Genomic DNA, 25,964 nt, shown 5'->3' on the forward strand with positions numbered 1-25,964 from the left:
GGCGCGGTTCAGCTCAGTGGCCCGCTTCGGTTGCCAATCGCTCCAGATCAACACCCTGGCGACGAAGTGTACGGCCGGCCGCCCAGGCGTAGAACGCCAGATAACAGAAACACAGCACGCCAATGATGAAGCTGTAGTGCACGCCGACCTTGTCGGCAAGCGCACCCTGCGCCCAACTGACGATGCCGCCGCCCATGATCATCATGATCAGCAGGCTGCTTGCCTGGTTGGTATGGCGGCCCAGGCCGCTGATGGCCAGGGTAAAGATGCAGGGCCACATCGTGCTGCAGAACAGCCCGACACTGATGAAGGCGATCACACTGGTCATGCCGGTGGTGAACATGCCGACCAGCTGCGCCGCAATGCCACACACGGCAAAGTACAGCAGCATGCGCGATGGACTGCCCTTGCTGGCCAGGGTGGCGATGATCATCAGGACGATCACCGGCGCGTAGTGCAGGAACTGTGCGGAGTCGTGGCCAGAGATCGCGTTGACGGCAAGGTAGATGGCGAATGCAATGAACGGCAACACCAGCATCAACAGCTTCCGGGTGCCTGCGCGCACATCGAACGCGCCTGCGGCACCACCCCAGCGGCCGATCATCAGGCTGGCCCAGTACAACGACACGAACGGGGCGATCACCGAGGTTTCCAGCCCCAGTCCACCCTTGCTCAAAGGCTGTTCAAGGTAGGCTGGAAGATTGTCGATGGTCGATACCTCCACGCCGACGTAGAGGAAGATCGCGATCATGCCCATGACCAGCTGCGGGTAAGCGAGCGCAGATCTGCGATCTGTCTGGTGATCTGCCCCGGTTGCACCTGCGGGGGCCGTCGCGGACAGCTCGACATGATTGGGCACGCTCGAGAGCCGCAGCAGCACGGCTACCAGTACGAAGGCGGCGCCCAGCACCAGGTATGGGATCTTTACGCTCTCGATGCTCGCCTCTGTGTTGCCCGCTGACACGCTGCCAAAGATGGCAATGCTCACCAGCAGTGGGCCTACCGTCGCGCCCAGGTTGTTGACACCGCCGGCCATGGTCAGGCGCTGCGATCCAGTGGCCGGATCACCCATGATCACCGCCAGCGTATTGGCTGCGATCTGCTGGAGCGAGAAGCCCAGGCCAACGATGAACAGGCCGGACAGCATCAGTGCAAACGAGCCGGTGTTGGCCGCGGGATAGAAGAGCAGGGCACCCAGTGCCGAGACCAGCAGGCCAAGGCAGATGCCGTTGCGGTAGCCCACCCTGTGCAGCAGGTCGCTGCCGATGGCGCGGGAGACGGCGATGTAGATCAGCGAACCGGCGGTGTAGGCAACGTAGAAAGCCATCGCCACGTACATGCTCTGCGCCTGGCTGAGATGGAACGCCTTCTTGAACACCGGAATGAGGATGCCGTTGCTTGCGGCAACGAAGCCCCAGAAGAAGAAGACGGTGATGAGTACACCGAACTGCGACCAGCGGGTTGTGTGTTTCATGATTCTCGTGTCATCGCGGGCAGGGCGACGCCCCGTGCGTTGTCGCACAGGGCGGGAGGTGGTGATTGCGCACGGAGGGCCGGCGAAACCGGCCCTCTTCAAGGCTGCGTTGCTCAGAACTGGTAACGCAGGCGCAGGCCGTAGCTGCGCGGATCGTTCAGGAAGCGGACGTTGATGCCGGAACCCACCAGGGCCTTCTGCGAGACGTCGTTGCCCAGCAGATTGTTGCCCCAGGCTTCCACCCGCCAGTTGCCGCTCAGTGAGGTGAAGCCGATGCCCGCGTTCAAGGTGGTCTCGCCCTTCTGGCGGTCAGGGAAGCCGGCCGCAGCGGCACTTTCGGTACGGTCATGGACCAGTTCACCAGTGGCCGGATCCTGTCGGATGAACTCTACGTCCCGGTTGTTGTACTGGGTGAGATAGAAGGCCGAGCGGTACGAGGCCAGCAACTGCCAGTCGAAGGTGCCAAAGCGCAGCTCGGTCGTATGCTGCAGGCGCACGTTGAAGGTGAGCTTCGAGGCCAGCGGCAGTTCATTGCCGGACAGGTCGATCAACGAAGTGGCGCCACCGGCGTCGTAGTTCTGGCTGCGGACATCGGCGACGGTGCCGCGCTTGATCTCACTGTCCATCCAGAGTGCATTGATGTTGACCATGAAGTTGTGCGGGAGTCGCAAGGTGCTTTCCGCCTCCAGGCCGTACACAGCGGACTTGCCGACGTTGCGGTTGACCAGCGCATAGCCGGTGGCTTCACCGGTGGTCGGGTTGGTGGCGATCACCGCCAGGTCCTGGAACACCTGGTCGCTGTAGTCGTAATAGAACCCGCTGACGTTGAAGGTCGAGGTGCGACCCAGCATCTGGAAGGAGTTCTTGCTGCCGATTTCGTAGGCAATGATCGATTCGGGCTTGAAGGTCTCGGGAATCTCCTTCGGATCAAACGTGTCGTTGAAGCCGCCCGCCTTGTGGCCGGTCGACACCAGGCCGTACAGCAGGCTGTCGTCGCTCACGTCGTACTCGAAACCCGCGCGCCAGTCGGTAAAGCTGAACTTGCTCTTGCCGAACTGCTGGGCCGGAATCGCGCTGACCTGGGCCCAGCTCTGGTACGGGCAATCGACGGTATCGCCACCGATGTCGGGACGGTCCACGCAGCCGAATGGGCCGCCATCGGGCACCGCGCCGATCTGCTGCAGCAAGGTGTCGTTGCGACCGTGTCGCAGCACGCCCTGCAGCAGGAAGCGGGCCATCTCCGCCTGCGAGGTGATGTTGCTGACATCAAAGTTCGGACGGCTCATGAACGCGGGCTCGAAGCCGGGCGTGCCGAGGCGCGTGGCAAAGTCCCCGCCCTGGCCAGGCAGGCCCAGCGACCAGTTGCCGCCGATGCCGTAACGCGACTTCTTCTCCTCGGAGTAGCGCAGGCCGCCCTTCAGGCGCAGGCGATCGTTGACGTCGAACGTGCCATCGGCGAACACGGCGGAAGACTTGCCATTGACCTTGGGCATGGTGAATTCAGTGCCCGAGTACCAGCGCCCTTTGTCCACCAGCGAAAGGTAGCCCACCCGCTGGTCCTCGTTGAAGTGGAACAGGCCGGTGGTCCAGCGCAGCCGCTCGTCCTGGTCGGACGTGAACCGCAGCTCATGTACCTGCGACTCCGACTCGGTCAGCCAGTACTGGGTGGAGTAGTTGTCGTAGTCGATGCCACCCGGGTTGCTGGGCGATACCGGATCGATGTTGCGGTTCGGCCAGAGGATGCCCTCACTCTGCGCGTTGGTCTGGCGGTAGTCCACGTTGCGGTAGCTGCCGTTGTATTCCACCGCTACCTTGCCGAAGTCGTAGGAGATGCTGGTCTGCGCCCCCCAGTTGGTGCTGTCCAGCTTGCCCTGCGCGCCGCGGTAGATGATCTTGCGCAGATCGACATCGTCCGGCAGATAACCGGCCTTCGCGGCAGTGTAGACATTGGCACCGGGATAGCCCGTGCCGCCTTCCTTGCCGATGTCGGCCATGGCGAAGATCGACAGCTTGTCATCCGGCTGGTAGAGGAACGACAGTCGAGCGCCCCGGTCGTCCTGCACGCCAGCCGGTTCCAGGTCCTGCGCGCGCCCCGCATTCTTGAACGGAGAGTCCTTCTCCACCTTGTAGCCAGCCACGCGGAAGGCCGCGCCACCACCGATCGGGAGATTCAGGGCGAACTCGCCACCGCGATGGTCACGATTGCCGGCCTCGGCCTGAACATACCCACCGAACGCTTCCAGGTCGGGGCGCTTGGTGATGATGTTCAGCGTGCCGGCCAGCGCATTGCGGCCGCGCAGCGTGCCCTGCGGGCCCTTGTTGATTTCCACCCGCTCGACATCGTAGAACATGCCGCCCAGACCGCGCGGTCGTGCAATGTAGGCCCCGTTGATGTGAGGCGCGGCGCCCGGATCACCCAGTTCGGTGTTGTTCGAAGAGCCCACGCCGCGGATGAAGATCTCCAGGTTGCCTTCCTGGTTGGCCATGCTCATACCCGGCACCAGGGCCTGGATGTTGCGCAGCTCATTGTTGATGCCCAGCGCACGCGTATCGTCCGCGGAGATTGCCTGGGCGGTACCTGCATATTTCTGCAGGTCCTGTTCCCGGCGTTCGACAGTGACGATGACGGCGTCCAGCGTTGAGGCCTCCCGTGCCTCGCTGGTGGCGGTCGAGCTGCTTTCCTTGACTGATTGCGCTGCGACCGGCAGCGCTGCAGTGGCGGTGACGATGGTGGCAAGTACTGCCTGTGCGAGTGTGCTCTTCCTGAAATGGCCGGTCATAGGGTCCCTCTCTCCCCATAAGTGATGTCTGGACGTTCCCGCGCCACGCGCCGGACGTGGGCTCTTGTAAGCGCGGCCTGACAACGCTGTCAATCAGAATGAACGATGGATGACCAGAAGCTCGGGAAATCAGACAGTTGAGCGATCAGCAGTGCTGCCTGGCACGCCGCATTTGCTGCAATGCGAAACGAAATCGAGCGGCGTTGCGCCCTGCCTGCGACTGCAACGGCTGGATTGGAACCATCAGAAAGCGGATCGGCAGCAAGGGCCATCGGCTTCGCGTATCCGCTGGCGGGCTGCGGGGCCATGCAGGTGGCGTGGTGCTGATGCTGTCATGTGGCCGGGCATGACTTCAGGCACTCAGTCTTGACTACAGTTGTAGTCAATATGGGCAGGCATTCACCGGAAGAGATGCCCATGAAAACTGCACGATGGTTGTCCAGCTTCGCGGCCTTGATGCTGGCCCTCCCTGCACTGGCCAGCACGACCACCACGGCCGACGCCGTCGCGACGATCGAACGCAACGCCCGTGCCGCGCATTCCGACGCGGTGCTTGTCTGGAAGGATGGAAAAGCACTGCTGGAGCCAGAGCCAGAGACTGGCGAGGAGCCGGTTCACCTCATGTCTGCCACCAAGTCGGTGGTGGCGCTGGCCGTCATGCTCCTGCTGGACGACGGAAAGCTGGCCTCGGTCGACGAGCCGGTAAGCAACATCTTCGCGGAGTGGAAGCAGGGGCGGAAAAGGGACATCACGGTACGCATGCTGCTGGACCATACCTCCGGCCTGCAGAACATGGCCAACGCGGGGGAAGAGCTGGAAGCTGCGCCGGACCTGGTCAAGCTCGCACTGGCGGCAGAGCTGAGCAGCGATCCAGGTACCACGTTCTCCTACAACAACAAGGCTACCAATCTGCTGCCCGGCATTGTCGAGCGTCTGGCAGGGGAACCGATGGATGCCTACCTTGAGAAGCGCCTGTTCAAACCGCTGGGCATTGCCCGATATACCTGGTTGAAGGACGGTGCGGGCACCCCCTTGGGCATGGCCGGATTGTCGCTGAGTGCCCGCGATCTGGCGAAGATCGGGCAGCTGCTGCTTGATGGCGGCGTGACCCCGGCGGGTACGCGCGTGCTGAGCGAGCGGTCGGTGGCGCTGCTGACTGGAGCAAGTGCCCGCTCCCCGGATGTTGGTCTTCTTTGGTGGCGCATTCCAGCATGGGAGCGTTATGAGCTGAAAGGCCAGATGGCCGGCTTCCTGGCGCGGCATGGGGTCAGCGCTCCGGTCCAGCAGGCATTGCTGGCCACCGGGGGCAGGGTATTCGACAGCAAAAGTGCATTGATTGCGTACGTGGCCGAGCGACTTGGGGCGGACTGGCCGCAGCACTATGGCAGCGAGATCACCGGTCGTGGACTCAAGCTGTCCGACATGTTCGACATCCAACGCGGCCCCACCGTTGCCTACGCCGCCAACGGTTACCTGGGCCAGCACCTGGTCATCGTTCCGCAACAGCGCGTGGTTGCCGTGCGCCTCATCCACCGACGCGACAGCCATCGCGCGCCACTGGATGACTACGCGACATTCCCGGCGGATGTACTCACGCTGGCCCAGGCGCTTCAGTGAACGGGGGAGCCGGGCCTGCGCCCGGATCCTCGTCCACTGCTTCATGCTGCTGGCCGGAGTGGCAGGGTCTGGCAGGGCGCGCCACTACTTCGGCATCAGCACGGTATCGACAACGTGGATGACGCCGTTGGATTGGTTGACGTCGGCGATGCTGATGCCTGCTTTGCCACCCTTGGCGTCGATCACCCACAGCTTGCCGTCGTGGAGCGCCACGGTAAGCGGCTCGCCTTGCACTGTCTTCAGCGTGGCTTTTCCACCGTGCTTCCTGGCATCGGCCAGGAGCTGGGCGGAACTGAACCGTCCTGGGACCACGTGGTAGGTGAGGATCCGGGTGAGCTGCGCCTTGTTTTCAGGCTTCACCAGTGTATCGACCGTGCCTGCTGGAAGCTTGTTGAAGGCGGCATTGGTGGGCGCAAAGACGGTAAAGGGACCGGCGCCATTGAGGGTCTCGACCAGGCCTGCGGCCTTGACCGCTGCCACCAGCGTGGTGTGATCCCTGGAGTTCACGGCGTTTTCAACGATGGTCCTGGTCGGGTACATCTCGGCCCCGCCAACCATTACCGGATCTGCGGCGAAGCTGGCGGAAGCGGCTGAGACGAGTACGGCGAAGCTGACTGCGGCGGCGATGCGCTGAAGAGCGTTCACGGTGCGTTCCTCGATAGGATGCCCGCACAGCGCGGGCATCCTACATACGGCTGGCGGGAGCGCCTGGATGCACCGGATGCAGGCCGGGTCAGTCAGGGAGAGCGCCGTGATGCGTGTCGAAATTCTCCCTGCAGCGGCGGAATTCCTCGGCGTGTCCCACTACCCAGGTCCACATCGGGATCATAAGAACCAGCAGCTCCCTGCCCAGCGGAGTGATGGTGTACTCCACGCGCGGCGGAACCTCACGGAAATCCTGCCTATGGATCAGTCCGTCCCTTTCAAGCTGACGCAGGGTACGCGTCAGCATACGCTGCGTGACTCCTTTCATCCGCCGCGCCACATCGGCGTGACGCAGTGTTCCGTAGACCCCCAGGGCGTGAATGATGCCCAGCGACCAGCGGCTGCCGGCATGCGCGAGCACCTCGCGGCGCAGACCGTCGTCGTCCGCGCTCATGCCGTCGCATATCGATTGTGAATGTCGCAGAAGCTCATCGGTGCTCATGAACGGTGCGGTCGGTATCATCGGTGTGCCTTCTTACGTGGCAACTAGGGAGGGGCGCAGAATCGCCGCCATCGTACACACAGATGGTGGTTTCAATGTCTCCCCCGATTGTTTCCCGCTCAATCCTGGTCCTGGGTGCCGGCGAACTCGGAATGCCCGTCATCCGCAACCTGGCCCAGCTCGCGGTTGTGCATGACGCAACCATCAGCGTGATGCTGAGGCCTGCGTCGATGGAATCCACGCTACCGGACAAGCGTACGGTCATTGACCAGATCCGCTCGCTGGGAGTGGCCCTCGTTCCTGGCGACCTGGTCACTGCCACGGTCGATGAGCTGGCTGATCTGTTTTCCGGTTATGACACGGTCATCGGCTGCACCGGCTACGCTGCTGGCCGCGACACTCCCATGAAGGTAGCGCGCGCCGCCGTGAAGTCGGGCATTCCCAGGTACTTCCCTTGGCAATTCGGGGTCGACTTTGACGCCATCGGACGCGGCGGGCCGCAGGATCTTTTCGACGCCCAGCTGGATGTACGCGACTTTCTCCGCTCACAGGCCGAAATGGACTGGGTGGTCATTTCCACCGGCATGTTCACCAGCTACCTCTTCGAGCCGGAGTTTGGCGTCATCGATCTTCCCGGCAGAAAGGTCAATGCACTTGGCACAGCCTCCAATGCGGTTACGCTGACCACACCAGAGGACATCGGTGCAATGACTGCACAGATCGTCTTCCACTCGCCCCCCCTTCGAAACGAGATCGTCTATCTTGCGGGAGACACGGTCCGTTATGAGCAGCTGCCCGCCATCCTTGAGGAAAAGTTCGGTGCTCCCTTCAAGCTGATCGTGTGGAGCGTTCCCCAGCTGATGGAGGAGCTTGCCAGTGACCCATCAAACATGATCAGGAAGTACCGTGCTGCCTTCGCCCAGGGCAGGGGCGTCTCCTGGAGCCTGGACGGGACGTTCAATGCCAGCATTGGCGTGAAACTGGAGGGTGTCGACGACTGGCTGAAAGCCCACTTCGAGACTTGATGAGCCGTTGAGCGGCAATCGCGTGGACGAAAACGGATTCTCCTACAGACTCCAATCGACCCGCAGGCCGGCGATCAACGCATTCGGCAGGTCCCGCTGGCGTGCGGGTTCGTTGAACTGGTCCGGATGCACGATGTAGTGCAGGTTCGGCGCGACCCGAAGCTGGGGGGTGACCTGGATGCCATAGCTCAGCTCCATCATCACTTGGCTCCCGTGCGGGGTGCCGCTGCCGCCCGCTGCGGCACGGGCAAGGCGCAGGTTTTCCAGCGCGATGCTGCTGTACTTCTGCTGCGTCACGACGAAGGCGATGCTGTCCTGCGGTCGGCTGGCGAACGTACCTTTCTGCACCAGCCCGGCCTGAAGGAAGTGATCCTCGATCACCTGGCCGGAGGTGCCCTTGAGCGCGGCGCCGAAAAGGGTCAGGCCACGGCCGCTGCCATCGCTGCTGAGCTGCTGCTCGAAGCGGGCGAACGCACCGGAGCGACCATGACGTGTCGCGTACTCCTGGCCACTGAGCAGCGCCGGCATGCCATTGGCATCGCGCAGCGGGTCGCGGTAGGTCGAGTTGTCCTGCCAGCCACCCAGTTCGTAGCGGGCCTTCAAGCGCGCCGACGCGGGGCTGCGCCAGCCGATCGTGTAGGGCACGATCCAGCCAGTGGCCTGGTTCGTGCTCCATTTCAGGCCGTGCTGGCCATCTTCGGCCTGGCTCGGGTCGACCTGGTACGCGCCCATGCGTACGTAGACATCCGGCGTCACCCATGCCGTGGCATCAGCCATCCAGCTCGATACCGGCCACCAGGTGAAGTTGCTGGTACGGAATACGTAGGTCGGGTTGCCGCAGGCCGAGTTGCCCTGGAAGTACTGGCACAACTCCGAACCTAGATGATGGATGTTGGCGACGCTGCGTCCCGCCTCAAGCACCAGCCGGTCGTCCAGCAGTTTCTGCTCCAGCGTCAGGTTGGCCAGGCGCGTGCCCTGGCCACCGAAGATTTCCTGCACCGAGGTGCTGTTGCCCGTGCTGCTGTTGGCGAGGTTGGTGCCATGACGATTGATGCCGTAGGCCTTGATCGTCGCGCCTCGCCAGCCAAACGCAGCGTCCAGGTCCACGTCGGCACCGAACATCAGTTGGCCGGCATAGGCCGTGCCGCTGCGCTTGCCCCCATCGAGCGTGGCGGCGGCTTCGCCGGTGTAGGCGAGCTTGGGAGTGAAGACGTCGCTCGCGTCTGCGGTGGCAGCCAGGGATGGCAGGGCAAGCGCGATCACCATCGGCAACACGTGTCGGGAAGAGCGGGTCATGGGCGAGGGTCCTTGTGCAGGGCGTAGGTCGCTGCGCCCCTGCGTGCGCAGGGGAGGTGGCAGGGTCTTGGCGATGGGGTGGATCAGGCCGGCGTGGTGACCGGCTTCTTGAGGATGCGCAGCGCGACCGCAGTGACAGCCACGCCGGCCAGCAGTGCCAACAGGTAGATGCCGAGGTGAGTGACTGCGTTCGGGATCGGCAGCACGAACACGCCGCCGTGCGGCACCTTCAGCTCGACGCCAGCCGCCATCGAGATTGCACCTGCCACGGCAGAACCAAGGATCAGCGCCGGAATGGTGCGCAGCGGATCACGTGCGGCGTAGGGGATCGCGCCTTCGGTCACGAAACTGAGGCCAAGCACGCCGGCGGCACCGGCCGTGCCGCGCTCCTCGGCGGTGAAGCGGTTGCTGAACAGCCATGTCGCCAGTGCAATACCCAGCGGCGGCGTCATGCCGCCGATCATCGTCGCCGCCATCGGCGTGTAGACCTGGCTGGAAATCAATGCAGTAGAGAACGCGTAGGACGCCTTGTTGACCGGCCCGCCCATGTCCACCGCCATCATTCCGCCCAGCAGCAGGCCAAGCAGGATCGCGCTGCCGCCCTGCATGCCGCGCAGCCAGTCGGTCAGCCACGCCAGAAGCCCGGCGACCGGCGTGCCGATCACGTACATCATCAACAGGCCGACCAGCAGCGTGCCCAGCACCGGCAGGATCAGCACCGGCTTGAGGCCTTCCAGGCTGCGCGGCAGGCGCAGCGCACGGTTGATCCAGTGCACGCCATAACCTGCAATGAAGCCAGCCAGGATGCCGCCGATGAAGCCAGCATCCATGTTCACTGCTACCAGTCCGCCGATCATGCCGGGCGCAATGCCGGGCCGGTCGGCGATGGAGTAGGCGATGTAACCGGCCAGCGCCGGCACCATCAACATGAAGCCGGACTTGGCGCCGATCTGGAACAGCGACCACGCCAGCGTGCCCTTGTGCGCGTCATCGAAGGCATAGATGCCGCCGAGTGCGAACGCCAGTGCGATCAGCAGGCCACCGGCAGTGACGAACGGCAGCATGAACGACACGCCGGTCATCAGGTGCTTGTAGGGGCCGGTGGCCCTGGTTTTTTCGGCCGTGCGGCCCGGAGTCGCGCTACCTGCCTGCACGCCGGCCTCGGCCAGCGCCTTGCGGATCAGGTTCTGGCCATCGTTGATCGCCGGCTTGGTGCCACTCTTGAACAGGCGCTTGCCGGCGAAGCGCGACAGATCGACTTCGCGGTCTGCGGCGATCAGGACGAGGTCGGAGGCGGCGATTTCCTCGTCGCTCAACGCGTCCTGCGCGCCGACCGAGCCCTGGGTTTCGACCCGGATTGCATGGCCCAGCGCCTTGGCGGCCTGTTGCAGGCCCTCCGCCGCCATGAAGGTGTGGGCGATGCCGGTGGGGCAGGAGGTGACGGCGACGATGCGCTTGCCCGCATGCGTGCCGGCGTTGCCCGACACCGCGGCCGCGAGCGGTGCGAGCGCCGCAACCGGGTCGTCCAGTACCTCGCCCAGGCTGGCATGCACGATCCCGGCATTGGCGAAGCGCGCGATGTCCGCCTCACCCTCACCCACCAGCAGCAACTGCGTCGCGGCGGCGGCGTCCGAGGCAGACAGTGCGCCGGTCACGCCCTGGTCGCTGCGGATCTCGATCATCAGCTCGAGCCCGCGCTGGCGGGCGGCACGGCGCAGCGCTTCGGCGGCAAGAACCGCCTCGATGCTGCGTTCGCCAGCGGCGATGACTACGGTGAAAGCGTGCATGGAAACTCCTGGAATTCTTCGGGCTCGTGCTTGCCGAAAGCGCTGCGGTCGGCCCGAAGCCGCCGCCGTGCTCCCGGCAGGGGGGTCAATCCAACCGCTCGATCAGTACATCGCCGGTCCAACCGCGTACCTGCGCCGGGTCCAGCCGTCGTGCGTCACCGCTTTGCAGCCGGCTCATCGAGAACGCGGTCGCCAGCCGCGCGCAGCCGTCCAGATCGAGGGAGGGCTCCAGCATCGCGGCAGCGATGCCGGCGACCATGGCGTCGCCCGCACCGACCGTGCTGCCCTGGGCCAGTCGCGGCGGTCGTGCGACCAGCGCGCCGCTGCGATCAATGAACAGCGCGCCGTCGGTACCCATCGAGATCGCTACGAGCGCGACCCCGTGTTCGACCAGGGCCTGGCCAGCGACGCGGAGGGCGCTGCGGTCAGGCAGCTGCGTGCCGGTCCAGGCCTCCAGTTCGTGGCGATTGGGCTTGACCGCGTAGGGCAGCGCACCGGCGGTGTCACTCAATGCAGCCACAAGTGCGTCGCCGCTGGTGTCCAGCAGCACGCGCGCACCGGCGGCGGCGGCCTGCGCCTGCAGTCGCGCCCATGCATCGGACGGCAGTCCAGACGGCAGGCTGCCGGACAGCACCACCGGAAGGCCCGGCAGCAGCAAGGCGCCAAGCCTGCGCGACACTGCGTCCAGAGCGGTATCGTCGAGGGCCAGGCCGGGCAGGTTGATGTCGGTGGTTTCGCCGTTGTCCTCGTCAACCAGCTTGATGTTGGTGCGGGTGCTGCCGGGGATACGCAGGCAGCCATCCACGATGCCGCGCGTGGAGAAGAGCGCGCTGAACACACCGTCGTTGCCGCCACCGAGCACGCCCAGCGCGGTGGTCGGCACGCCCCAGTCGGCCAGGCAGGCGGCCACGTTGATGCCCTTGCCACCCGCATCGTCGCGGCTGCTGCGGGCGCGGTGCACATGGCCCGGCCGCAGGCTGGCCAGCCGCACGGTCTGGTCGATCGCCGGGTTCAAGGTAACGGTGACGGCGCGGACGTTCATGCGCGGGCTCCGTCGAGGGCGCGCACCTGCTCGGCGGTTTCGCAGTCCAGCGCCGTCGCAGCCAGCGTTTGCAGATCGGCCAGCGCGCTGCCACGCAGGCGTGCCTTCACGGACGGGATGTCGTTCGGGGTCATCGACAGTTCGTCCACGCCCAGCCCTGCCAGCAGCATCGCGCCGAACGGATCGCCGGCCAGGCCGCCGCAGACACCCACCCAGCGCCCCTGCGTGCGTGCGCCGTCCACCGTGGTGCGGATCGCGCGCAGCACGGCCGGATGCAGGCTGTCGGCCTCTGCGGCCAGCTCCGGGTTCTGGCGATCGATCGCCAGCACGTACTGGGTCAGGTCGTTGGTGCCGATCGAGAAGAAGTCGGCGTGGCGCGCCAGCACATCGCTCTGGGCGGCCGCGGCCGGTACTTCGATCATGATGCCGATCGGCACGTCGGGTGCCTCGAGTTCGGTGCGCAGGCGCTCGCAGATGGCACGCAGTGCGACCAGCTCGGGCACCGAGGTGATCATCGGGAACATGATGGACAGGCGTGCACCGTCCTTGGCTGCGCGGTACAGCGCACGCAGCTGCGGCTCAAGCAGATCCGGGCGGCGCAGCAGCAGGCGCGCGCCGCGCACGCCGAGGAACGGGTTCTCCTCGTGCGGCAGCTCCAGGTGGGCGACCTGCTTGTCGCCACCGATATCGAGCGCACGCACGATCAACGCACGGCCTTCCAGCGCTTTGGCCATCGCCATGTAGGTTGCGTACTGCTCCTCCTCGCTGGGCGTGCTGCCGCGTTCGAGGAACAGGAATTCGGTGCGCATCAGGCCGACACCTTCCGCGCCCTGTTCCAGCGCCAATGGCACCTGCTCAGGCAGGTTCACGTTGGCGCCGATGTCGATGCGATGGCCGTCGGTGGTCTGCGCCGGCTGCGCGCGTTGTGCGGCTTCGCGCGCGCGGATCTGCTGCTGCTCGGCGATCCAGGCGCGTGCCGAAGCAAGATCGGCCTCGGAAGGGGACAGGTAGAGTCGCCCGCTGCTGCCATCGATGATCGCTTCGCGGCCGGCCTGGATCGCCAGCAGTTCGGCGCCACCGGCAACCAGCGCCGGCAGGCCGAGCGTGCGCGAGAGGATCGCAGTGTGCGATGTGGGGCCGCCCTGTGCGGTGGCGAGGCCGAGCACGCGGGTGGTGTCAAGGTTGGCGGTATCCGAGGGCGACAGGTCGGCGGCAAGCAGGATGCACGGTTGCGCCGGTAGATCCGCCAGGCCGCCACCGGCCGCAGAGGGGTCAAGCTGCGCCAGTACGCGCCGACCCACATCGCGCAGGTCGGCAGCGCGCCCGGCCAGCACCGGATTGCCCAGCGCCGCCAGCCCGGAGGCGATCTGCTCGATGGCCTGGTGCCAGGACCACGCGACGCCATGACCTTCAACCATCAGCTGGCAGGTACGGGTAATCAGGTCGGTGTCGTCAAGCAGCGCAGCCTGCGCCCTGAAGATCGCCGCATCCGAGGCGCCAAGGCGGCGCTGGGTGTCGTCCTGCAGCGCGGCCAGCTGCTGGCGGGTACGGCTGAGCGCATCCTGCAGGCGCGCGCCGCCCTCGCCAAGCGGGGCAGGGCGATCGGCAACATCGGCCTGCGCGCTGCCCAGTACATGCAGCGGACCGATGGCCAGCCCGGGGCTGGCGCCGATGCCGACGATCGCTGCCTGCGCTTCGGGCGGATTCCAGCCCGCGACCGGCGCCGTCTTTCGCTGCGCTGCACGCTCCGCATCGGCCTTTTCCTGCGCGACCAGCCCGTCCATGGTCTTGCGTAGTGCAGCCAGCAGTGCGGGGGCATCGGCGCCTTCGGCAGAAACACGTACGGCATCGCCCTCGCGAAGCCCGAGCTGCAGCAGCGCCACCAGACTCTTGGCATCGGCCGCCTGATCGCCCGCGCGCACCTGGGCGCGGGCCATGAAACCCCGCGCCGTCTCGGCCCAGCGCGTGGCCGGGCGCGCGTGCAGTCCGCTGGGGTAAGCAATGGTCCAGTCGAAACGCTCGGCCAGGTCCGCCACCGGAACGTGAGTGGCAGAGACTGCGACATCGCTGGCCAGCGCATTGACGATTTCGCTTGCATCGGAGGTAGTGAACAACCGCTGCAGCGTGGCCTCGTCCTGGATCAGGCGGGTCAGCCTGCGCAGCAGGGTGATGTGGGTATCGGACTGGGCGGCAATGCCAACCACCAGGCGGGTGACCTGGCCGGGGTTCCATTCCACGCCTTCCGGCAACTGCAGCACCGCAATGCCGTCGCGGCGCACCAGGTGGCGGTCCTCGCCGAGCCCGTGCGGGATCGCCACGCCATGGCCGAGGAAGGTGTTCGCCAGCGCTTCGCGGCGTCCCATGCTGGCCTCGTAGCCCGGCGCCACGCAGCCGGCAGCGACCAGCATCTGGGCCACCTGGGCGATGGCATCGGTCTTGTCCTGTGCCCGCGCGTCCAGGCGGATCAGTTCCCGGCTGACGGGGGAAGGGGAGGTCAGGGGCGACAAAGCGGGCTCCGGGAGGGATGGCTGGGGCGTATTGGGAACGTTCCCACTGCACATTTCAATGTGCACTGCACAAAAATCCAATAGTCCTTTGGCGTTAGCATTGCCCTGAACAGCCATCCGGCCATGAACAGCGTACGTTTCCGGGAACGTTTCCAATGAGCATCAGCATCAACGACGTCGCACGCGTGGCGGGGGTGTCCAAATCCACGGTGTCACGGGTGCTCGGGGGCGGTCCGGTCAGCGAGGACGTGCGCGGCAGGGTCGAGCTGGCGATCCGCCAGACCGGCTATCGACCCAACCTGCAGGCAAGACGGCTGCGCTCCCGGCACTCCGGCATCATCGGCTTGATCGTGGCGGATATCCGCAACCCGTTCTTCACGGCGCTGATCCGCGCCGTGGAAGAGGTGGCCTATCGCGAAGGTCTTCGGGTCACCCTCTGCAACACCGACGAGGACCCCGAGCGGGAGGCGCTGTATCTGCAATTGATGCACGAAGAGCGCATCAGCGGCCTGATCTTCGCGCCGACCCGGACCACGGTGGGCCGGCTCGAGCGGCTCACGCTGGACTATCCGACGGTGCTGGTGGACCGTGCCGCGCCCGGCGGTCCGATCGACAGCGTGGTACTCGACAATCCGGCAGCGATGGCAGGCCTGGTCGAGCATCTGGTCGAGCGCGGCTATCGGCGTATCGGCGGACTGTTCGGCAGCACCAGTACCACCGCGGCCGAGCGACGTGACGGTTATCTCGCTGCGATGCGCACGCATGGGTTGCAGCCGGACTACCGTGAGGTTGAACCCACGGCCGAAGCCGCCATCGCGACGGTCGATCAGTGGCTCGCCACGCCAGCCCGCCCCGAAGCACTGGTCACCAGCAACAGCCTGCTGTTGATGGGAGCATTGAAAGCCGCCCGCGGCGCCGGGCTGGCGATTCCAGAGGCGTTGGCACTGGCCGGCTTCGACAACGAACGCTGGACCGAGCTGGTCGAGCCGGGCATCACCGTGATCGAGCAACCGGTTGAGGAGATGGGGCGGGCCGCGATGTCGCTGCTGCTTGAGCGCCTGCGCACGCCGGAGCTGCCGGTACGCCGACTCGTAATGACGGGCCGGTGCGTGGTCAGAGGGTCGACGGCAGCGCGATAGCTCGGCGCCCGATCGCGGCGAAGCCTGGGAATGCCGCCCGGGTGTTGGCGGGCCAGCCGCTGTCTGTTACAAGCCATCTGTCCACAACCAGCTAGCTCGACTTTGACCCACGCTGTGTGCATCCCACAGGAACGCGCCAAGGACTCCGACATGAACGGACATCACGAACCCCAGGCGCGCCGCCTCTTGCGTCGGCTCCTCGCACTCGGCCTCTGCGCCCTGGCAGGATCCGCCCTCGCCGGAACAACGCAAGCGGCACGCACCTGGCTTGTCAGCGGAGCCGAACTCATCACCCTGCTGCAGGGCAAAGGCGCTGATGGGTTCTGCGACGGCGAGCAGTGCCGGAACCTGTCCAGCGCTCGCGCCAGCGCCTACATCCAGGGCGTTGCCGATGCCAGCCACGGCCAGTGGTGTGGCCAAGGCAGGATTCTTCCGCATGAGCTGGTCGACCGTGTGTCTTCCCATCTCCGGCAGTTGCCCGGCGAGCGATTGCAGCAGGATGCGTCTTCACTGGTTGCCGAAGCGCTGCGGACCGCATTTCCCTGTGGTGGTGGCGCGTCACGGGGTGGCAGTGCCGAGCCCGGCAAAGACGAATAGGACGGGCCGCGCCCGACGCGTGACGACGCGAACGTCCTACACCCTCGCGACACGGTGCATTCACGGCCACCGACACCCGCGCTGTCCACACTGCATGTTCCTTCCACAGCACGAGGTGCCCCATGGCCACCTGTGATGTCTGCGGCAACAACTACGACAAGAGCTTCACCCTCCAGCAGGGCGGGCGCAGCGGCACGTTCGATTCGTTCGAATGCGCGATCCACGCATTTGCACCGCGCTGCGCACACTGCGATTGCGCTGTTATCGGGCATGGTGTTGAAGGAAACGGCCAGATCTTCTGCTGCGCACACTGCGCCGGTCATTCAGGTGTACAGGGTTTAGCCGACCGGGCCTGAGTCGCCGTCAGCGCCACCCCGCTCCTGCCCAGAGACAAGTGAAGAAACCCGCGCGACCCGCGCTGCGCCCGAACCAGCAAGCAGCGCCAGTGCCCGCCGCTTCTGCGCTGGCATCCCCGCCACGGCCTCCGACGCCAACACCACGTGGAATTCCCTGGCGTTGGCGTCCAACGCTGTAGCCAGGACACACGAATCGGCCGTCATGCCACACAGGCAAAGGTGGCGCACTCCCAGTTTGGCCAGCAGAATCGGCAAAGGGCTGGCCAGAAAGGCTGAGTGCTTGGGCTTGAGCACGAAGTAGTGACCAGGCAAAGGCGAGAGAAGGCTGGCGATTCGCCCCGCCGGGCCACCGTCGCGCCGGCACTGTTCCACCTGCTGGCGGAAGTCGCGCTTCCAATCCGAAAAATTGTCATTGGCGTAGATGACCGGCCAACCGCGTTCGTCGAAGTGATCCCTCAGGCGCCGGATCTGCCGGGCCGCCCGCTCTGCCGCCGGCGCCAGCTTTTGAGCGCCAGGGAAGTCGAATCGGCTGAACATGTCGATGATCAGCAGGGCCGTCGATGGATCATCTCGCATGGCTCAATCACCTGTCTGCGCGTGTGGGGCTTCAACCGGCTTGGATTGCGGCGAGTCTTTCTGGCGCAGGAAAATCGTCAGCACTACCAGGGACAGCACGGCCAGGAATTCGCTCTGCCAGTTCTGCATGGATTCGAACCAGAATGTGCTGCTGGCGAGGTGCTCCACAAAGCCTGGCGGCGGCAATCCCTTCAACTGCTGTTCGGCTTCCTCGGCGCGCCAGCTTCCCACTGCATGCAGCGTAAAGCTGAACAGGAACAACAGCCCGAACGCGATCGCAAGCGAATGACCGTAGAGCGTCTTCCATGGACCACCGCGCCTTACCGGCCACGGCGTGGGCCCCGGCTCGACGCGATTCTGTTCCTGCGCAGGGTCCAGCGGCCGCGATTCGGCCGAGCCGCGCTGGCGCAGGCTGACCGTCAGGAGCACATACATCCCCATCTGCAGGAACTCGCTCTCCCAGTTCTCGAACGTGGCGCTGACGAAGTGCCCCGTCGCGAGGTAGTGCCAGAGATCGATCGGCGCGCGTCCGTACTCGACCAGTTCCTGGTTGTGCACGTGATGCCCGGCAACCGCCTGCCCGACGATGAACACAAGCGTGAGCACAAGCAGCACCAGCGAGAGACCGTTGCGTTTCCACATGCAACACCTCGTTCAGTCTGTTCCAGAGGCCGTGCGCGAAGCTTGCGCGGGTAGCAGGCCATGACCCGTGAATCCGGCGCATCCAGAATGTGAGGCGGACTCAACGCTTTCCGGTCGGGTCAGGATCAGGACGTTCGTAGTCTTCCGGTACGGCCTTGGGGCCATCGCCGTCGTCGGGCATGTCGTGCTCCTTCCACTTGGCTCGATCGTTGCGCCGCTTGTCCGGCGTGTGCGCCTTCGACTGATCGTCCACGTCTGTCGTCGGATTGAGGGGCAGCTTGTCGTTCATGGGCAGCTCCTGCGGCTAGAGACCGAAGACTGCACCGGGCCGGGTTAACACCATGACCCCGTAGAATGAACGCCGTGCACACCGGGATGTCACCGAAGCGGGATGGCGGCCTTGCGATGCTGGCGTCCCGAGCTCCTGGAGAAGCACGATGCAGGCATTGACCTATCACGGCCGCAAGGATGTGCGAGTCGAGACCGTACCGGACCCGGTACTGGCGGCCGAGGATGATCTGATCCTGAGGGTAACTGCCACCGCCATCTGTGGATCGGACCTGCACCTGTATCGCGGCAAGATTCCGGATCTGCACGATGGCGATGTGCTCGGCCACGAGTTCATGGGCGTGGTGGAAGAGGTCGGCAGCGGCGTGACCCAGGTGCAGCCGGGCGATCGTGTGGTGATCCCTTTCGTGATCGCCTGTGGAGAGTGCTTCCATTGCCGCCTGGCCGAGTATGCCGCTTGCGAAACCACCAATACCGGCAAGGGCGCCGCACTGAATCAGAAGGGCATGCTGCCTCCGGCCGCACTGTTCGGCTACAGCCATCTGTATGGTGGCGTGGCCGGGGGCCAGGCCGAATTCGTGCGTGTACCGAAGGCGAATGTAGGCCCGCTGCGCATTCCGGAAGGCATTGCGGATGAGCAGGTGCTGTTCCTGTCCGACATTCTCCCCACCGGCTACCAGGCTGCGCTGAACGCAGGGGTGAAGGCGGGCTCGACGGTGGCCATCTTCGGTGCGGGCCCGGTGGGGCTGATGAGCGCGGCCTGCTGCCGCCTGCTGGGCGCAGAGACCATCTTCATGGTCGACCATCTTCGTTACCGTCTGGATTATGCGCGCCGTACCTACGGTGTGACGCCCATCGACTTCAAGGAGATCGAAGACCCGGCGGACTACATCCTTGCCCAGACCAGCGGGCGGGGCGTGGACGCCTGCATCGAGGCGGTGGGCTTCGAGGCCGAGGGCAGTGCGCTGGAGTCAGCATTGACTGCCGTGAAGCTGGAGGGCAGCAGTGGCGTGGCAATCCGGCAGTGCATCGCGGCAGCACGCCGCGGCGGCGTGGTCAGCATCCCGGGTGTCTACGCTGGCTTCATCCATGGTTTTCTGCTGGGTGATGCGTTCGACAAGGGGCTGACGTTCAAGATGGGGCAGACCCACGTGCAGGGACTGATGCCGGAACTGCTCGACGCAATCATGGAAGGAAAGCTGCACCCGGGTGACATCATCTCGCACCGGATGTGCCTGGCCGATGCAGCTCAGGGCTATGCAATGTTTGATGCCAAGGACGATGACTGCCGCAAGGTCGTATTGACACCCTGAGCGTGCCGCCATGAGCGCGATTGTCATCGCCTGTGTCTACGCCCTGTGGTTGGCTGCCGGATCGCTGGATTTCCATTTTCACCGGCGCACTGATCTTCCGCACACTTCCGCGATGCGCGAAAGCCTGCTGCATGGGGTGCAGCTGCTGCTGATCGGCAGCGGCGTGCTTGCCTGGCTCCTGCTGGAGAACACGTTGTCGCTGGTCGCGCTTCTGGCAGGCCTGGTCATCGCACACGCGGTCGCCGGCTATCTCGATACCGTCAGCGCGGACGGCCGTCGACGCATCAGCCCGGCGGAACAGCATGTGCACAGCGTGCTGGATGCCGCGCCGTGGGTCCTGCTGGCCTGGGTGGGCTGGCAGGTCCACCCGCGGTGGTCGCTCGAAGTGAAGCCTGCAGAACCGGACGTCTGGTGGTTCACCCTGCTGCCGGCGCTGGGCCTGGTGGTGCTGCCATGGCTCTGGGAACTGCGGCAGTGCGTGCGTGCAAGACAGCGCACGCAGACGGGGCCGTGAGGATCATGGTACCGGGCATTCATGTGCCCGCCACGCCATCAAGACAGGCATGTGACCGCCTGCCGCCTACGTTCATGGCGTATCTCCATTGCAGGTCTGCCACCCATGCAGGATGTGACGTCATCCTCTTCGCTGTTCAATCGCGCACGCCAGGTGCTGGTGCAGCAACCGGCATTGCCTTTGCCCGGTGGCGGCCAGACCCTGCAGCGTTGGCAGGCGCTGGCAGCCTGGGGGGCAGAGGATCTTTGCCTGGCCAAGGTACTGGAGGCCCACTATGACGCCCAGGCGATTGCTGCCGAGTTGAGGGCGCCCATCCCTGCTGAAGACACGTTGCTGGCGGTGTGGGCTGCAGAGGGTCCGGCCAACACCGTTCGCATCGATGCCGGCGGTGGGTTGTACGGTGACAAACCCTGGTGTTCCGGCAGCGCATGGGTGGATGCGGCACTGGTAACGGTTCGCAACCCGCAGGGCGTGTGGCTATGCCAGGTAGCGGCGGAACACTGGCACACACTTGCGGGCGAGCCATGGCCTGCCGTGGGCATGGCCGCAATCCCTTCCACCACGGTGCGCTTTGACGGCGCACCGATGGTGATCCTGGGGACGCGCGATGACTACCTGCAGCGCCCGGGCTTCTGGCACGGCGGGGCAGGCATCGCGGCGGTCTGGTTTGGTGCAGCGGCCGCTTTGGCCGAGCGCATGCGACCGGCCTGCACCGAGGGAAATCGCGCGCGGCTGCTGGGTGAAGTGGACCTCGCCCTGGGCCCGGCAGCCGCGCTGCTTCGCGAACTGGCGGCGCACATCGACGCCGCGCCCGAACTGGCCCATCGCGAAGATGTAGTGCGCGTGCGCTGTGTCGTTGAGCGCGCGGCAACGCGTGTGCTGGACCTGGCGGGTCGGGCGCTGGGCCCGGGCCCGATGTGCCTGGAGGACGCCCATGCCCGGCGCTGCGCGGACCTGACCGTGTTCCTTCGCCAGAGCCACGCCGACCGCGATTGGGAATGGCTGGGCGAGCAGCGTGCAGCACAGGAGGCAACATGGGCGCTGTAGCCAGGACACCCCTGCAAGGGGAAGGAACCCAGGAGCAGGCCTGGCTGCACTGCGATTGGCTCTGGCAGCAACCGACCACATCGGCGACCGCACTCTGCAGCGGGCATGACCGCATGGTGGTGGTCGCGCCGCATCCGGACGACGAAATCCTCGGCTGTGGCGGACTGCTGCATCACGCTGCGGGGCAGGGTATCGACGTCAGTGTCGTTGCCGTGACCGACGGCGAAGCATGCTACCCGGGCGAGCCGTGGTGGACGCCCGAACGCCTGCGATCAGCGCGCCGAGCGGAGCTTGCCGCGGCATTGGGCGAACTCGGCATTCCGGTTCGCTCCATCTTCCACCTGGGTATCGCCGACGGCGCGGTCAGCGCGCATGAGCAGGGGCTGGAAGGTTGGCTGCAGCAGTATCTGCAACCGCGCGACCTGGTCCTGGCGCCATGGCGGTTTGATGGTCACCCCGATCACGAAGCGGCAGGACGCGCTGCCTGCCGCGCCGCGCGGGCGGTTGGTTGCCACCGGCTGGAGTACCCGGTGTGGGGCTGGCACTGGCTTGACCCTGCCTGCGCACATATGGCGTGGGAGGTTCCGAAGCTGGTCGACATTTCAGCAGTGGCGTCCGCAAAGCGAAACGCAATCGCGCATTTCCGTACGCAGACCGGCGACGTGGCGGGCCTGAACAGCCCGCCGGTGCTGCCCGCACATGTACTCGCCCGATTCTTCCGAAACTACGAGGTATTCCTTGCATGAGCGCGCAACCGTACTTCGATGACCTGCATGAGCAGGACGACCCGTTCGGCTACCGCAGCCGGTGGTATGAAGAGCGCAAGCGTGCGCTGCTGCTGGCAAGCCTCAGCCAGCGCCAGTTCGCTCGCGGCTGGGAACTGGGGTGTTCCAACGGCGTACTGACCGAGGCGCTGGCCGCACGTTGCGAACGCCTGCTGGCAACCGACATCAGCCCACGTGCGGCGTTCCAGGCGCGCCGCAACCTGGCCCATCTGCCGCACGTGCAGGTTCATTGCGCCAGCCATCCCGAGCAATGGCCGCCAGGACGCTTCGACCTGATCGTCTGCGGCGAAATGGGCTACTACCTGGGGGCAGGCGCACTGCGCGAGCTGCGCGGTGGCATCGATGAAGCACTTCGCGATGACGGCCTGCTGGTTGCCTGCCATTGGTTGCCCTCGTTCGCCGGACGCGCGAGCCGGACCGAGGTGGTGCATCGATGCCTGGGGGAAGGCCTGCAGGAAGCCTTCCACTACCGCGATGCGGACTTCGTGCTTCAGGGATGGACACGGGGCCCCTTGTCATTGGCCCGGAACGAGGGCCTGCGGTGATAGGCGTTCTGATACCCGCCCACAACGAGGCGGACAGTATCGCGCGGTGCCTGCAATCCATCCGGGTGGCGGCCCTTCACCCGGGCCTCGGCGGCGAAGCAGTGGAGGTGATGGTCGCGCTGGATGCGTGTACGGATGCAACGGGCATCATCTGCCGCCAACACCAGGTCGGCAGCGTGCAGCTGGATGCACGCTGCGTCGGTGTCGCCCGGGCCGCAGCCGCTGCTGAACTGCTGGGGCGGGGCGCCAGGTGGCTGGCAAGCACGGACGCTGACAGCGAGGTGCCTCCCGAGTGGCTGGCCGCACAGGTTCAGGGCAGTTGTGACGCTTTCTGCGGACTGGTGGACATAGCGACGACCTGCCAGGGTGAACGGCGCCTGCGCAGGGCATTCCAGGCAAGACAGCAGTGGGGCGACCATCATGGGCGCATCCACGGTGCCAACCTCGGCGTCTCTGCCAGTTCCTATCGGGCCGTTGGCGGCTTTGCTCCCCTGCACTGCAGTGAAGACGTGGCGCTTGTCAGAGCGCTGCAACGCTGCGGTGCGGTGGTGCGATGGGCCGGCGCTCCCGTGGTGATGACAAGTGCGCGTCTGCAGGGGCGCGCTACAGGCGGATTCTCCGCTTATCTGGCGGCGCTGGGTGGCGAGCGCTCTGGCGCGGAAGCACCCGCCCTGATCACCTGAGGGTCAGCCACTCCGTCACGCAAGGGCCCCGTGTTATCGGGGCGTGCGGTTTAGGAAAGCGTCGGGACAGGGCAGGCCACGAAGGCCCTCATCCCTGCCTACTCCGAGATCCGCAGCGTGGCGCGCAGCAACTGGGATGGGCTCTCCCGTGGTGGCGCGCTGCGCCAGCTGAGCCTGGTGGTGGCCCCGTACCTGGGGTGACGGTTGTATGGAGTCAATGCGCGGGCGGCTGCGCGCAGGTATCGCCCAGCACGCGCCGGACCGTGTCCTGCAATTGACTCACATGGAACGGTTTGGCCACGAAGGCTGCGCGCCGGTGGCGCTGCGGCACCACCTGGTCGTAGACCGCAGAGACAAACAGGTAGGGGATGCCGAGTTCTGCCAGGCGATCAGCGACGGGAAAGACCACACCGTCGCGAAGTTCGACATCGAGCACGGCGCCGTCGAACCGCTGGGTGTCCAGCAGCCCGAGAGCGTCGAACACGCTGTAGGCATGCGTCACCTGATCGCCGACGTCCTCAAGGGCGTGCTCCATGAGTGCGGCCAGGTCGAGTTGGTCTTCCACCAGCAGCAGGTTGCATCTGCGCTGGCCGGTTGCGGATTGCATGCGTTCATGCCTGTGTTGTCCTGGGAACACCAGTTTCTGCTGTGCTGCATCAAGATCCTGCGTGTGCATTGTCAGTCCGGCGCGAAGCTCTGCGCGCGTGGCCAACCTCGTGGAGGAGGCGTGGAAGGCGTTATGGATTTCGTTGACGGCTTCTTGGCATGCACTGTGGATACTGCCGCCGACCCCTTATCGGAGTTTCTGTCATGCCTCAATCCGGAACCGAAGCGGCCTCTCCTGGCGTGCTGCGTATCGAGTGCATGCCGCTCGATTGTGGCGGCGCCGCCATTGTCGTGGAACTGGACCGTACGCCTGATCGGACATGGATGAAGTCGCTGAAGCGAGCGCTGCTGGCCGACGACGCCCTGGACGGTGCACAGGCCAAGTTTGATGGGCGCTTTGTCTATGTCGTGGGCGTGGACGGCGGCGCGCATCGTGCTGAACATCGGGTCATGCAGGCCGTGATGGCGGCAGAGGGCGCGGGCGCCTCGAACGCCAGGCGCCAGCGCCCTGCAGTCAACGTAGGCGTATCCAGCGCCTTGGCGAACTGAGAGCGCCCGGGTCCAGCAAGGGGACGCGGATGTTGTTATCGCCGCATCAGCGCTGCGTGCAGCGCCGAGCTTCGGCGGATCACAGCGGCCGACAGGGCGGTGATTGCCGGCGCTCCACCATGGTCTCCGGAGGCATGTCGCCCCGCACCGGAGAACGAAATGGCAGACCAGAACAACGCCCGAAGCGAGCGCCTGTTGAAGTGGCTGCAGGACGCCTACGCCATGGAGCAGGAGGCGGAGACCATGATGAAGGCCATGGCTTCGCGGATCCAGAACTATCCCCACCTCGCTGCACGGATCGCCCAGCACGTCCAGGAGACGCAGGGGCAGGCCGCCTCGCTGCGCCAGTGCATTGAAGCGCGTGGAGGAAGCGTGCCGACCGCCAAGGGACTGTTCGCCAGCATGACTGCGGCTCTCCATGCGGCCGGCACAAGCCTGATGGAAGACGAGGTGGTCAAGAGCGTGGGGCTCTCGTTCGGCTTCGAAAACACCGAGATCGCCACCTACCGGGCGCTGGTGATTGCTGCCGAGCGTGCCGCAGCGCCGGACATCGCCGCAGTCTGTGGCCAGATCCTGCAGGAAGAGATCGCCATGGCGCGCTGGCTGGAAGACCACCAGGACGGCCTGGTCGGTGCGTTCCTCAATCGCGACGAAACGCCGGGCGCGCAAGCCAAGCGCTGACCCCGAAGCCAGCACAGCCAGCCATTGGAGAAACCCCATGTTCTTTCATCACAAGAAGCTGATGTACACCGTGCGCGTGCGCGAATCCAACCCGCAGCTCGCCAGCCTCATGCTTGAACAGTTCGGCGGCCCGCAGGGCGAGCTTGCTGCCGCCATGCGCTACTTCACCCAGGGACTCGGCGAATGCGATCCAGGCCGCAAGGACCTGCTGATGGATATCGCCACCGAAGAGATCAGCCATCTGGAGATCATCGGCACCATCATCGCCATGCTCAACCGCGGGCCGAAGGCCATTCAGTCCGAAGGGCTTGCCGAGGCCGAGGATATGCGGCTGCTGGGGCAGAACAGCACCAGCCATACCGAGCAGATCCTGTACGGTGGCGGGCCGGCGCTGGTCAATTCCAGCGGGGTGCCGTGGACAGCGGCCTACATCGACTCGATCGGGGAACCTACCGCCGATCTGCGCTCGAACATCGCTGCGGAAGCGCGCGCCAAGCTGGTGTATGAGCGCCTGATCAACGTCACCGACGACCCCGGTATCAAGGATGCGCTGCGTTTCCTGATGGCGCGCGAGATCGCGCACATGAAGTCATTCGAGAAGGCGCTGCACAGCATCCAGCCCAACTTCCCGCCGGGCAAGCTGCCGGGGGACCCTGCGTTCACCGATCTGTACATGGACATGTCGCAGGGCGACGGCGCCGACGACCTGCAGGGCAGCTGGAACAGCGGCGAGCTATGGGAGCGGGTCAGCGACCGCGAGGCACAGACCGCTGTGGATGGTGGCGACGGCGGCGGCACGGTGGACCTGGACGCGCGCGAACAAGCGGCGGTGCAGGCCATGGCCCTGCGTACACTCTCCGACCCGGAAGCGCGGCCGACCACCGGGGCCGAGCTGGGGGCCGGCCCGGGCGCGGGAGCACTGGACCTGCCACCACGCGAGCCGTGAAAGAGCTGGGGCGCCCATCTGC

At 65.5% G+C, this 25,964-nt stretch carries 27 protein-coding genes; 14 read left to right on the top strand and 13 right to left on the bottom strand.

Features of this window, described 5'->3' with window-relative positions:
* Nucleotides 1-13 precede the first annotated feature (13 nt).
* The 3 genes from AC5P6S_RS06735 to AC5P6S_RS06745 all read right to left on the bottom strand — a co-directional run bounded on the left by AC5P6S_RS06735 (nt 14) and on the right by AC5P6S_RS06745 (nt 4,526).
* Entirely contained in the window at nt 14-1,522 is a 1,509-nt protein-coding gene (locus AC5P6S_RS06735) for an MFS transporter (RefSeq protein ID WP_099561263.1), read from the bottom strand.
* Nucleotides 1,523-1,587: 65 nt separating this feature from the next.
* The gene (locus tag AC5P6S_RS06740; protein WP_012480307.1) at nt 1,588-4,254 is read right to left on the bottom strand and encodes a TonB-dependent receptor; all 2,667 of its coding nucleotides are present in this window, start codon (nt 4,252-4,254) and stop codon (nt 1,588-1,590) included.
* 89 nt (nt 4,255-4,343) lie between these two features.
* Complete coding sequence (locus AC5P6S_RS06745) at nt 4,344-4,526, bottom strand: hypothetical protein (RefSeq protein WP_138969981.1); 183 nt, start codon at nt 4,524-4,526, stop codon at nt 4,344-4,346.
* A gap of 145 nt (nt 4,527-4,671) precedes the next feature.
* Here AC5P6S_RS06745 and AC5P6S_RS06750 point away from each other — a divergent pair, with 145 nt between their 5' ends.
* Nucleotides 4,672-5,871 carry a serine hydrolase domain-containing protein gene (locus AC5P6S_RS06750; protein WP_171956706.1) on the top strand — a complete coding sequence of 400 codons (1,200 nt, stop codon included), beginning with the start codon at nt 4,672-4,674 and terminating at the stop codon, nt 5,869-5,871.
* Nucleotides 5,872-5,955: 84 nt separating this feature from the next.
* Here AC5P6S_RS06750 and AC5P6S_RS06755 read toward each other — a convergent pair whose 3' ends face one another.
* Both AC5P6S_RS06755 and AC5P6S_RS06760 read right to left on the bottom strand, forming a co-directional pair.
* Entirely contained in the window at nt 5,956-6,555 is a 600-nt protein-coding gene (locus AC5P6S_RS06755; RefSeq protein ID WP_012480305.1) for a fasciclin domain-containing protein, read from the bottom strand.
* A 49-nt stretch (nt 6,556-6,604) separates the two neighbouring features.
* Nucleotides 6,605-7,018 (bottom strand): winged helix-turn-helix transcriptional regulator, encoded by a 414-nt coding sequence (locus AC5P6S_RS06760; RefSeq protein ID WP_065183596.1) that lies wholly within the window; start codon nt 7,016-7,018, stop codon nt 6,605-6,607.
* Between the two features lie 95 nt (nt 7,019-7,113).
* Here AC5P6S_RS06760 and AC5P6S_RS06765 point away from each other — a divergent pair, with 95 nt between their 5' ends.
* Entirely contained in the window at nt 7,114-8,043 is a 930-nt protein-coding gene (locus AC5P6S_RS06765) for an aromatic alcohol reductase (protein WP_005409716.1), read from the top strand.
* Between the two features lie 42 nt (nt 8,044-8,085).
* Here the strand turns inward: AC5P6S_RS06765 and AC5P6S_RS06770 are convergent, their stop codons facing one another.
* From AC5P6S_RS06770 to ptsP, 4 genes are all read right to left on the bottom strand, one after another.
* Nucleotides 8,086-9,339, bottom strand: a complete 1,254-nt coding sequence (locus AC5P6S_RS06770) for a carbohydrate porin (RefSeq protein ID WP_005409715.1) — start codon at nt 9,337-9,339, stop codon at nt 8,086-8,088.
* 83 nt (nt 9,340-9,422) lie between these two features.
* Nucleotides 9,423-11,126: a PTS fructose transporter subunit IIC gene (locus AC5P6S_RS06775; protein ID WP_005409714.1), complete on the bottom strand. Its 1,704-nt coding sequence runs from the start codon at nt 11,124-11,126 to the stop codon at nt 9,423-9,425.
* A gap of 85 nt (nt 11,127-11,211) precedes the next feature.
* Nucleotides 11,212-12,168 (bottom strand): 1-phosphofructokinase family hexose kinase, encoded by a 957-nt coding sequence (locus tag AC5P6S_RS06780; RefSeq protein ID WP_495204534.1) that lies wholly within the window; start codon nt 12,166-12,168, stop codon nt 11,212-11,214.
* Nucleotides 12,165-14,675 carry a phosphoenolpyruvate--protein phosphotransferase gene (gene ptsP / locus AC5P6S_RS06785; RefSeq protein WP_495204535.1) on the bottom strand — a complete coding sequence of 837 codons (2,511 nt, stop codon included), beginning with the start codon at nt 14,673-14,675 and terminating at the stop codon, nt 12,165-12,167. The genes AC5P6S_RS06780 and ptsP overlap by 4 nt, the downstream gene beginning before the upstream one ends.
* Nucleotides 14,676-14,830: 155 nt before the next feature.
* Here ptsP and AC5P6S_RS06790 point away from each other — a divergent pair, with 155 nt between their 5' ends.
* The 3 genes from AC5P6S_RS06790 to AC5P6S_RS06800 all read left to right on the top strand — a co-directional run bounded on the left by AC5P6S_RS06790 (nt 14,831) and on the right by AC5P6S_RS06800 (nt 16,767).
* Complete coding sequence (locus AC5P6S_RS06790; RefSeq protein WP_076740005.1) at nt 14,831-15,814, top strand: LacI family DNA-binding transcriptional regulator; 984 nt, start codon at nt 14,831-14,833, stop codon at nt 15,812-15,814.
* A gap of 150 nt (nt 15,815-15,964) precedes the next feature.
* A complete protein-coding gene (locus tag AC5P6S_RS06795; RefSeq protein ID WP_224119208.1) occupies nt 15,965-16,411 on the top strand; it encodes a Rap1a/Tai family immunity protein in 447 nt (148 codons plus the stop codon).
* A gap of 122 nt (nt 16,412-16,533) precedes the next feature.
* Nucleotides 16,534-16,767, top strand: coding sequence for a metallothionein (locus AC5P6S_RS06800; protein WP_005409710.1), 234 nt, complete (start codon nt 16,534-16,536; stop codon nt 16,765-16,767).
* Here AC5P6S_RS06800 and AC5P6S_RS06805 read toward each other — a convergent pair.
* From AC5P6S_RS06805 to AC5P6S_RS06815, 3 genes are all read right to left on the bottom strand, one after another.
* Nucleotides 16,750-17,343, bottom strand: a complete 594-nt coding sequence (locus AC5P6S_RS06805) for a cysteine hydrolase family protein (protein WP_100438560.1) — start codon at nt 17,341-17,343, stop codon at nt 16,750-16,752. The two genes, AC5P6S_RS06800 and AC5P6S_RS06805, sit on opposite strands and share 18 nt — an antisense overlap.
* 3 nt (nt 17,344-17,346) lie before the next feature.
* Nucleotides 17,347-17,985 carry a DUF6766 family protein gene (locus AC5P6S_RS06810; RefSeq protein WP_087802649.1) on the bottom strand — a complete coding sequence of 213 codons (639 nt, stop codon included), beginning with the start codon at nt 17,983-17,985 and terminating at the stop codon, nt 17,347-17,349.
* 100 nt (nt 17,986-18,085) lie between these two features.
* Nucleotides 18,086-18,274, bottom strand: a complete 189-nt coding sequence (locus AC5P6S_RS06815) for a hypothetical protein (RefSeq protein WP_076740001.1) — start codon at nt 18,272-18,274, stop codon at nt 18,086-18,088.
* 148 nt (nt 18,275-18,422) lie between these two features.
* On the opposite strand from AC5P6S_RS06815, the gene AC5P6S_RS06820 reads away from it, so the two are divergent.
* The 6 genes from AC5P6S_RS06820 to AC5P6S_RS06845 all read left to right on the top strand — a co-directional run bounded on the left by AC5P6S_RS06820 (nt 18,423) and on the right by AC5P6S_RS06845 (nt 23,160).
* Complete coding sequence (locus tag AC5P6S_RS06820) at nt 18,423-19,586, top strand: zinc-dependent alcohol dehydrogenase (protein ID WP_087802646.1); 1,164 nt, start codon at nt 18,423-18,425, stop codon at nt 19,584-19,586.
* A gap of 10 nt (nt 19,587-19,596) precedes the next feature.
* Nucleotides 19,597-20,100 carry a hypothetical protein gene (locus AC5P6S_RS06825; RefSeq protein ID WP_012480293.1) on the top strand — a complete coding sequence of 168 codons (504 nt, stop codon included), beginning with the start codon at nt 19,597-19,599 and terminating at the stop codon, nt 20,098-20,100.
* A gap of 105 nt (nt 20,101-20,205) precedes the next feature.
* Nucleotides 20,206-21,147 (top strand): hypothetical protein, encoded by a 942-nt coding sequence (locus tag AC5P6S_RS06830; RefSeq protein WP_005413479.1) that lies wholly within the window; start codon nt 20,206-20,208, stop codon nt 21,145-21,147.
* On the top strand, nt 21,135-21,893 hold the full coding sequence (locus AC5P6S_RS06835) for a PIG-L deacetylase family protein (protein WP_032966809.1): 759 nt from the start codon (nt 21,135-21,137) through the stop codon (nt 21,891-21,893). The genes AC5P6S_RS06830 and AC5P6S_RS06835 overlap by 13 nt, the downstream gene beginning before the upstream one ends.
* Nucleotides 21,890-22,477 carry a class I SAM-dependent DNA methyltransferase gene (locus AC5P6S_RS06840; protein WP_043033433.1) on the top strand — a complete coding sequence of 196 codons (588 nt, stop codon included), beginning with the start codon at nt 21,890-21,892 and terminating at the stop codon, nt 22,475-22,477. The genes AC5P6S_RS06835 and AC5P6S_RS06840 overlap by 4 nt, the downstream gene beginning before the upstream one ends.
* The gene (locus tag AC5P6S_RS06845; protein ID WP_495204536.1) at nt 22,474-23,160 is read left to right on the top strand and encodes a glycosyltransferase family 2 protein; all 687 of its coding nucleotides are present in this window, start codon (nt 22,474-22,476) and stop codon (nt 23,158-23,160) included. The genes AC5P6S_RS06840 and AC5P6S_RS06845 overlap by 4 nt, the downstream gene beginning before the upstream one ends.
* Nucleotides 23,161-23,374: 214 nt before the next feature.
* On the opposite strand, the gene AC5P6S_RS06850 is transcribed toward AC5P6S_RS06845, so the two are convergent.
* Nucleotides 23,375-23,767, bottom strand: coding sequence for a response regulator (locus AC5P6S_RS06850; RefSeq protein ID WP_495204550.1), 393 nt, complete (start codon nt 23,765-23,767; stop codon nt 23,375-23,377).
* Nucleotides 23,768-24,006: 239 nt separating this feature from the next.
* On the opposite strand from AC5P6S_RS06850, the gene AC5P6S_RS06855 reads away from it, so the two are divergent.
* The 3 genes from AC5P6S_RS06855 to AC5P6S_RS06865 all read left to right on the top strand — a co-directional run bounded on the left by AC5P6S_RS06855 (nt 24,007) and on the right by AC5P6S_RS06865 (nt 25,942).
* Nucleotides 24,007-24,315, top strand: coding sequence for a hypothetical protein (locus AC5P6S_RS06855; protein WP_239682781.1), 309 nt, complete (start codon nt 24,007-24,009; stop codon nt 24,313-24,315).
* A gap of 159 nt (nt 24,316-24,474) precedes the next feature.
* Nucleotides 24,475-24,996 carry a ferritin-like domain-containing protein gene (locus tag AC5P6S_RS06860; RefSeq protein ID WP_495204537.1) on the top strand — a complete coding sequence of 174 codons (522 nt, stop codon included), beginning with the start codon at nt 24,475-24,477 and terminating at the stop codon, nt 24,994-24,996.
* Nucleotides 24,997-25,033: 37 nt separating this feature from the next.
* Nucleotides 25,034-25,942: a manganese catalase family protein gene (locus tag AC5P6S_RS06865; RefSeq protein ID WP_060381043.1), complete on the top strand. Its 909-nt coding sequence runs from the start codon at nt 25,034-25,036 to the stop codon at nt 25,940-25,942.
* Nucleotides 25,943-25,964 lie beyond the last annotated feature (22 nt).

Source organism: Stenotrophomonas sp. YJH_SMC_119, from assembly GCF_059368315.1.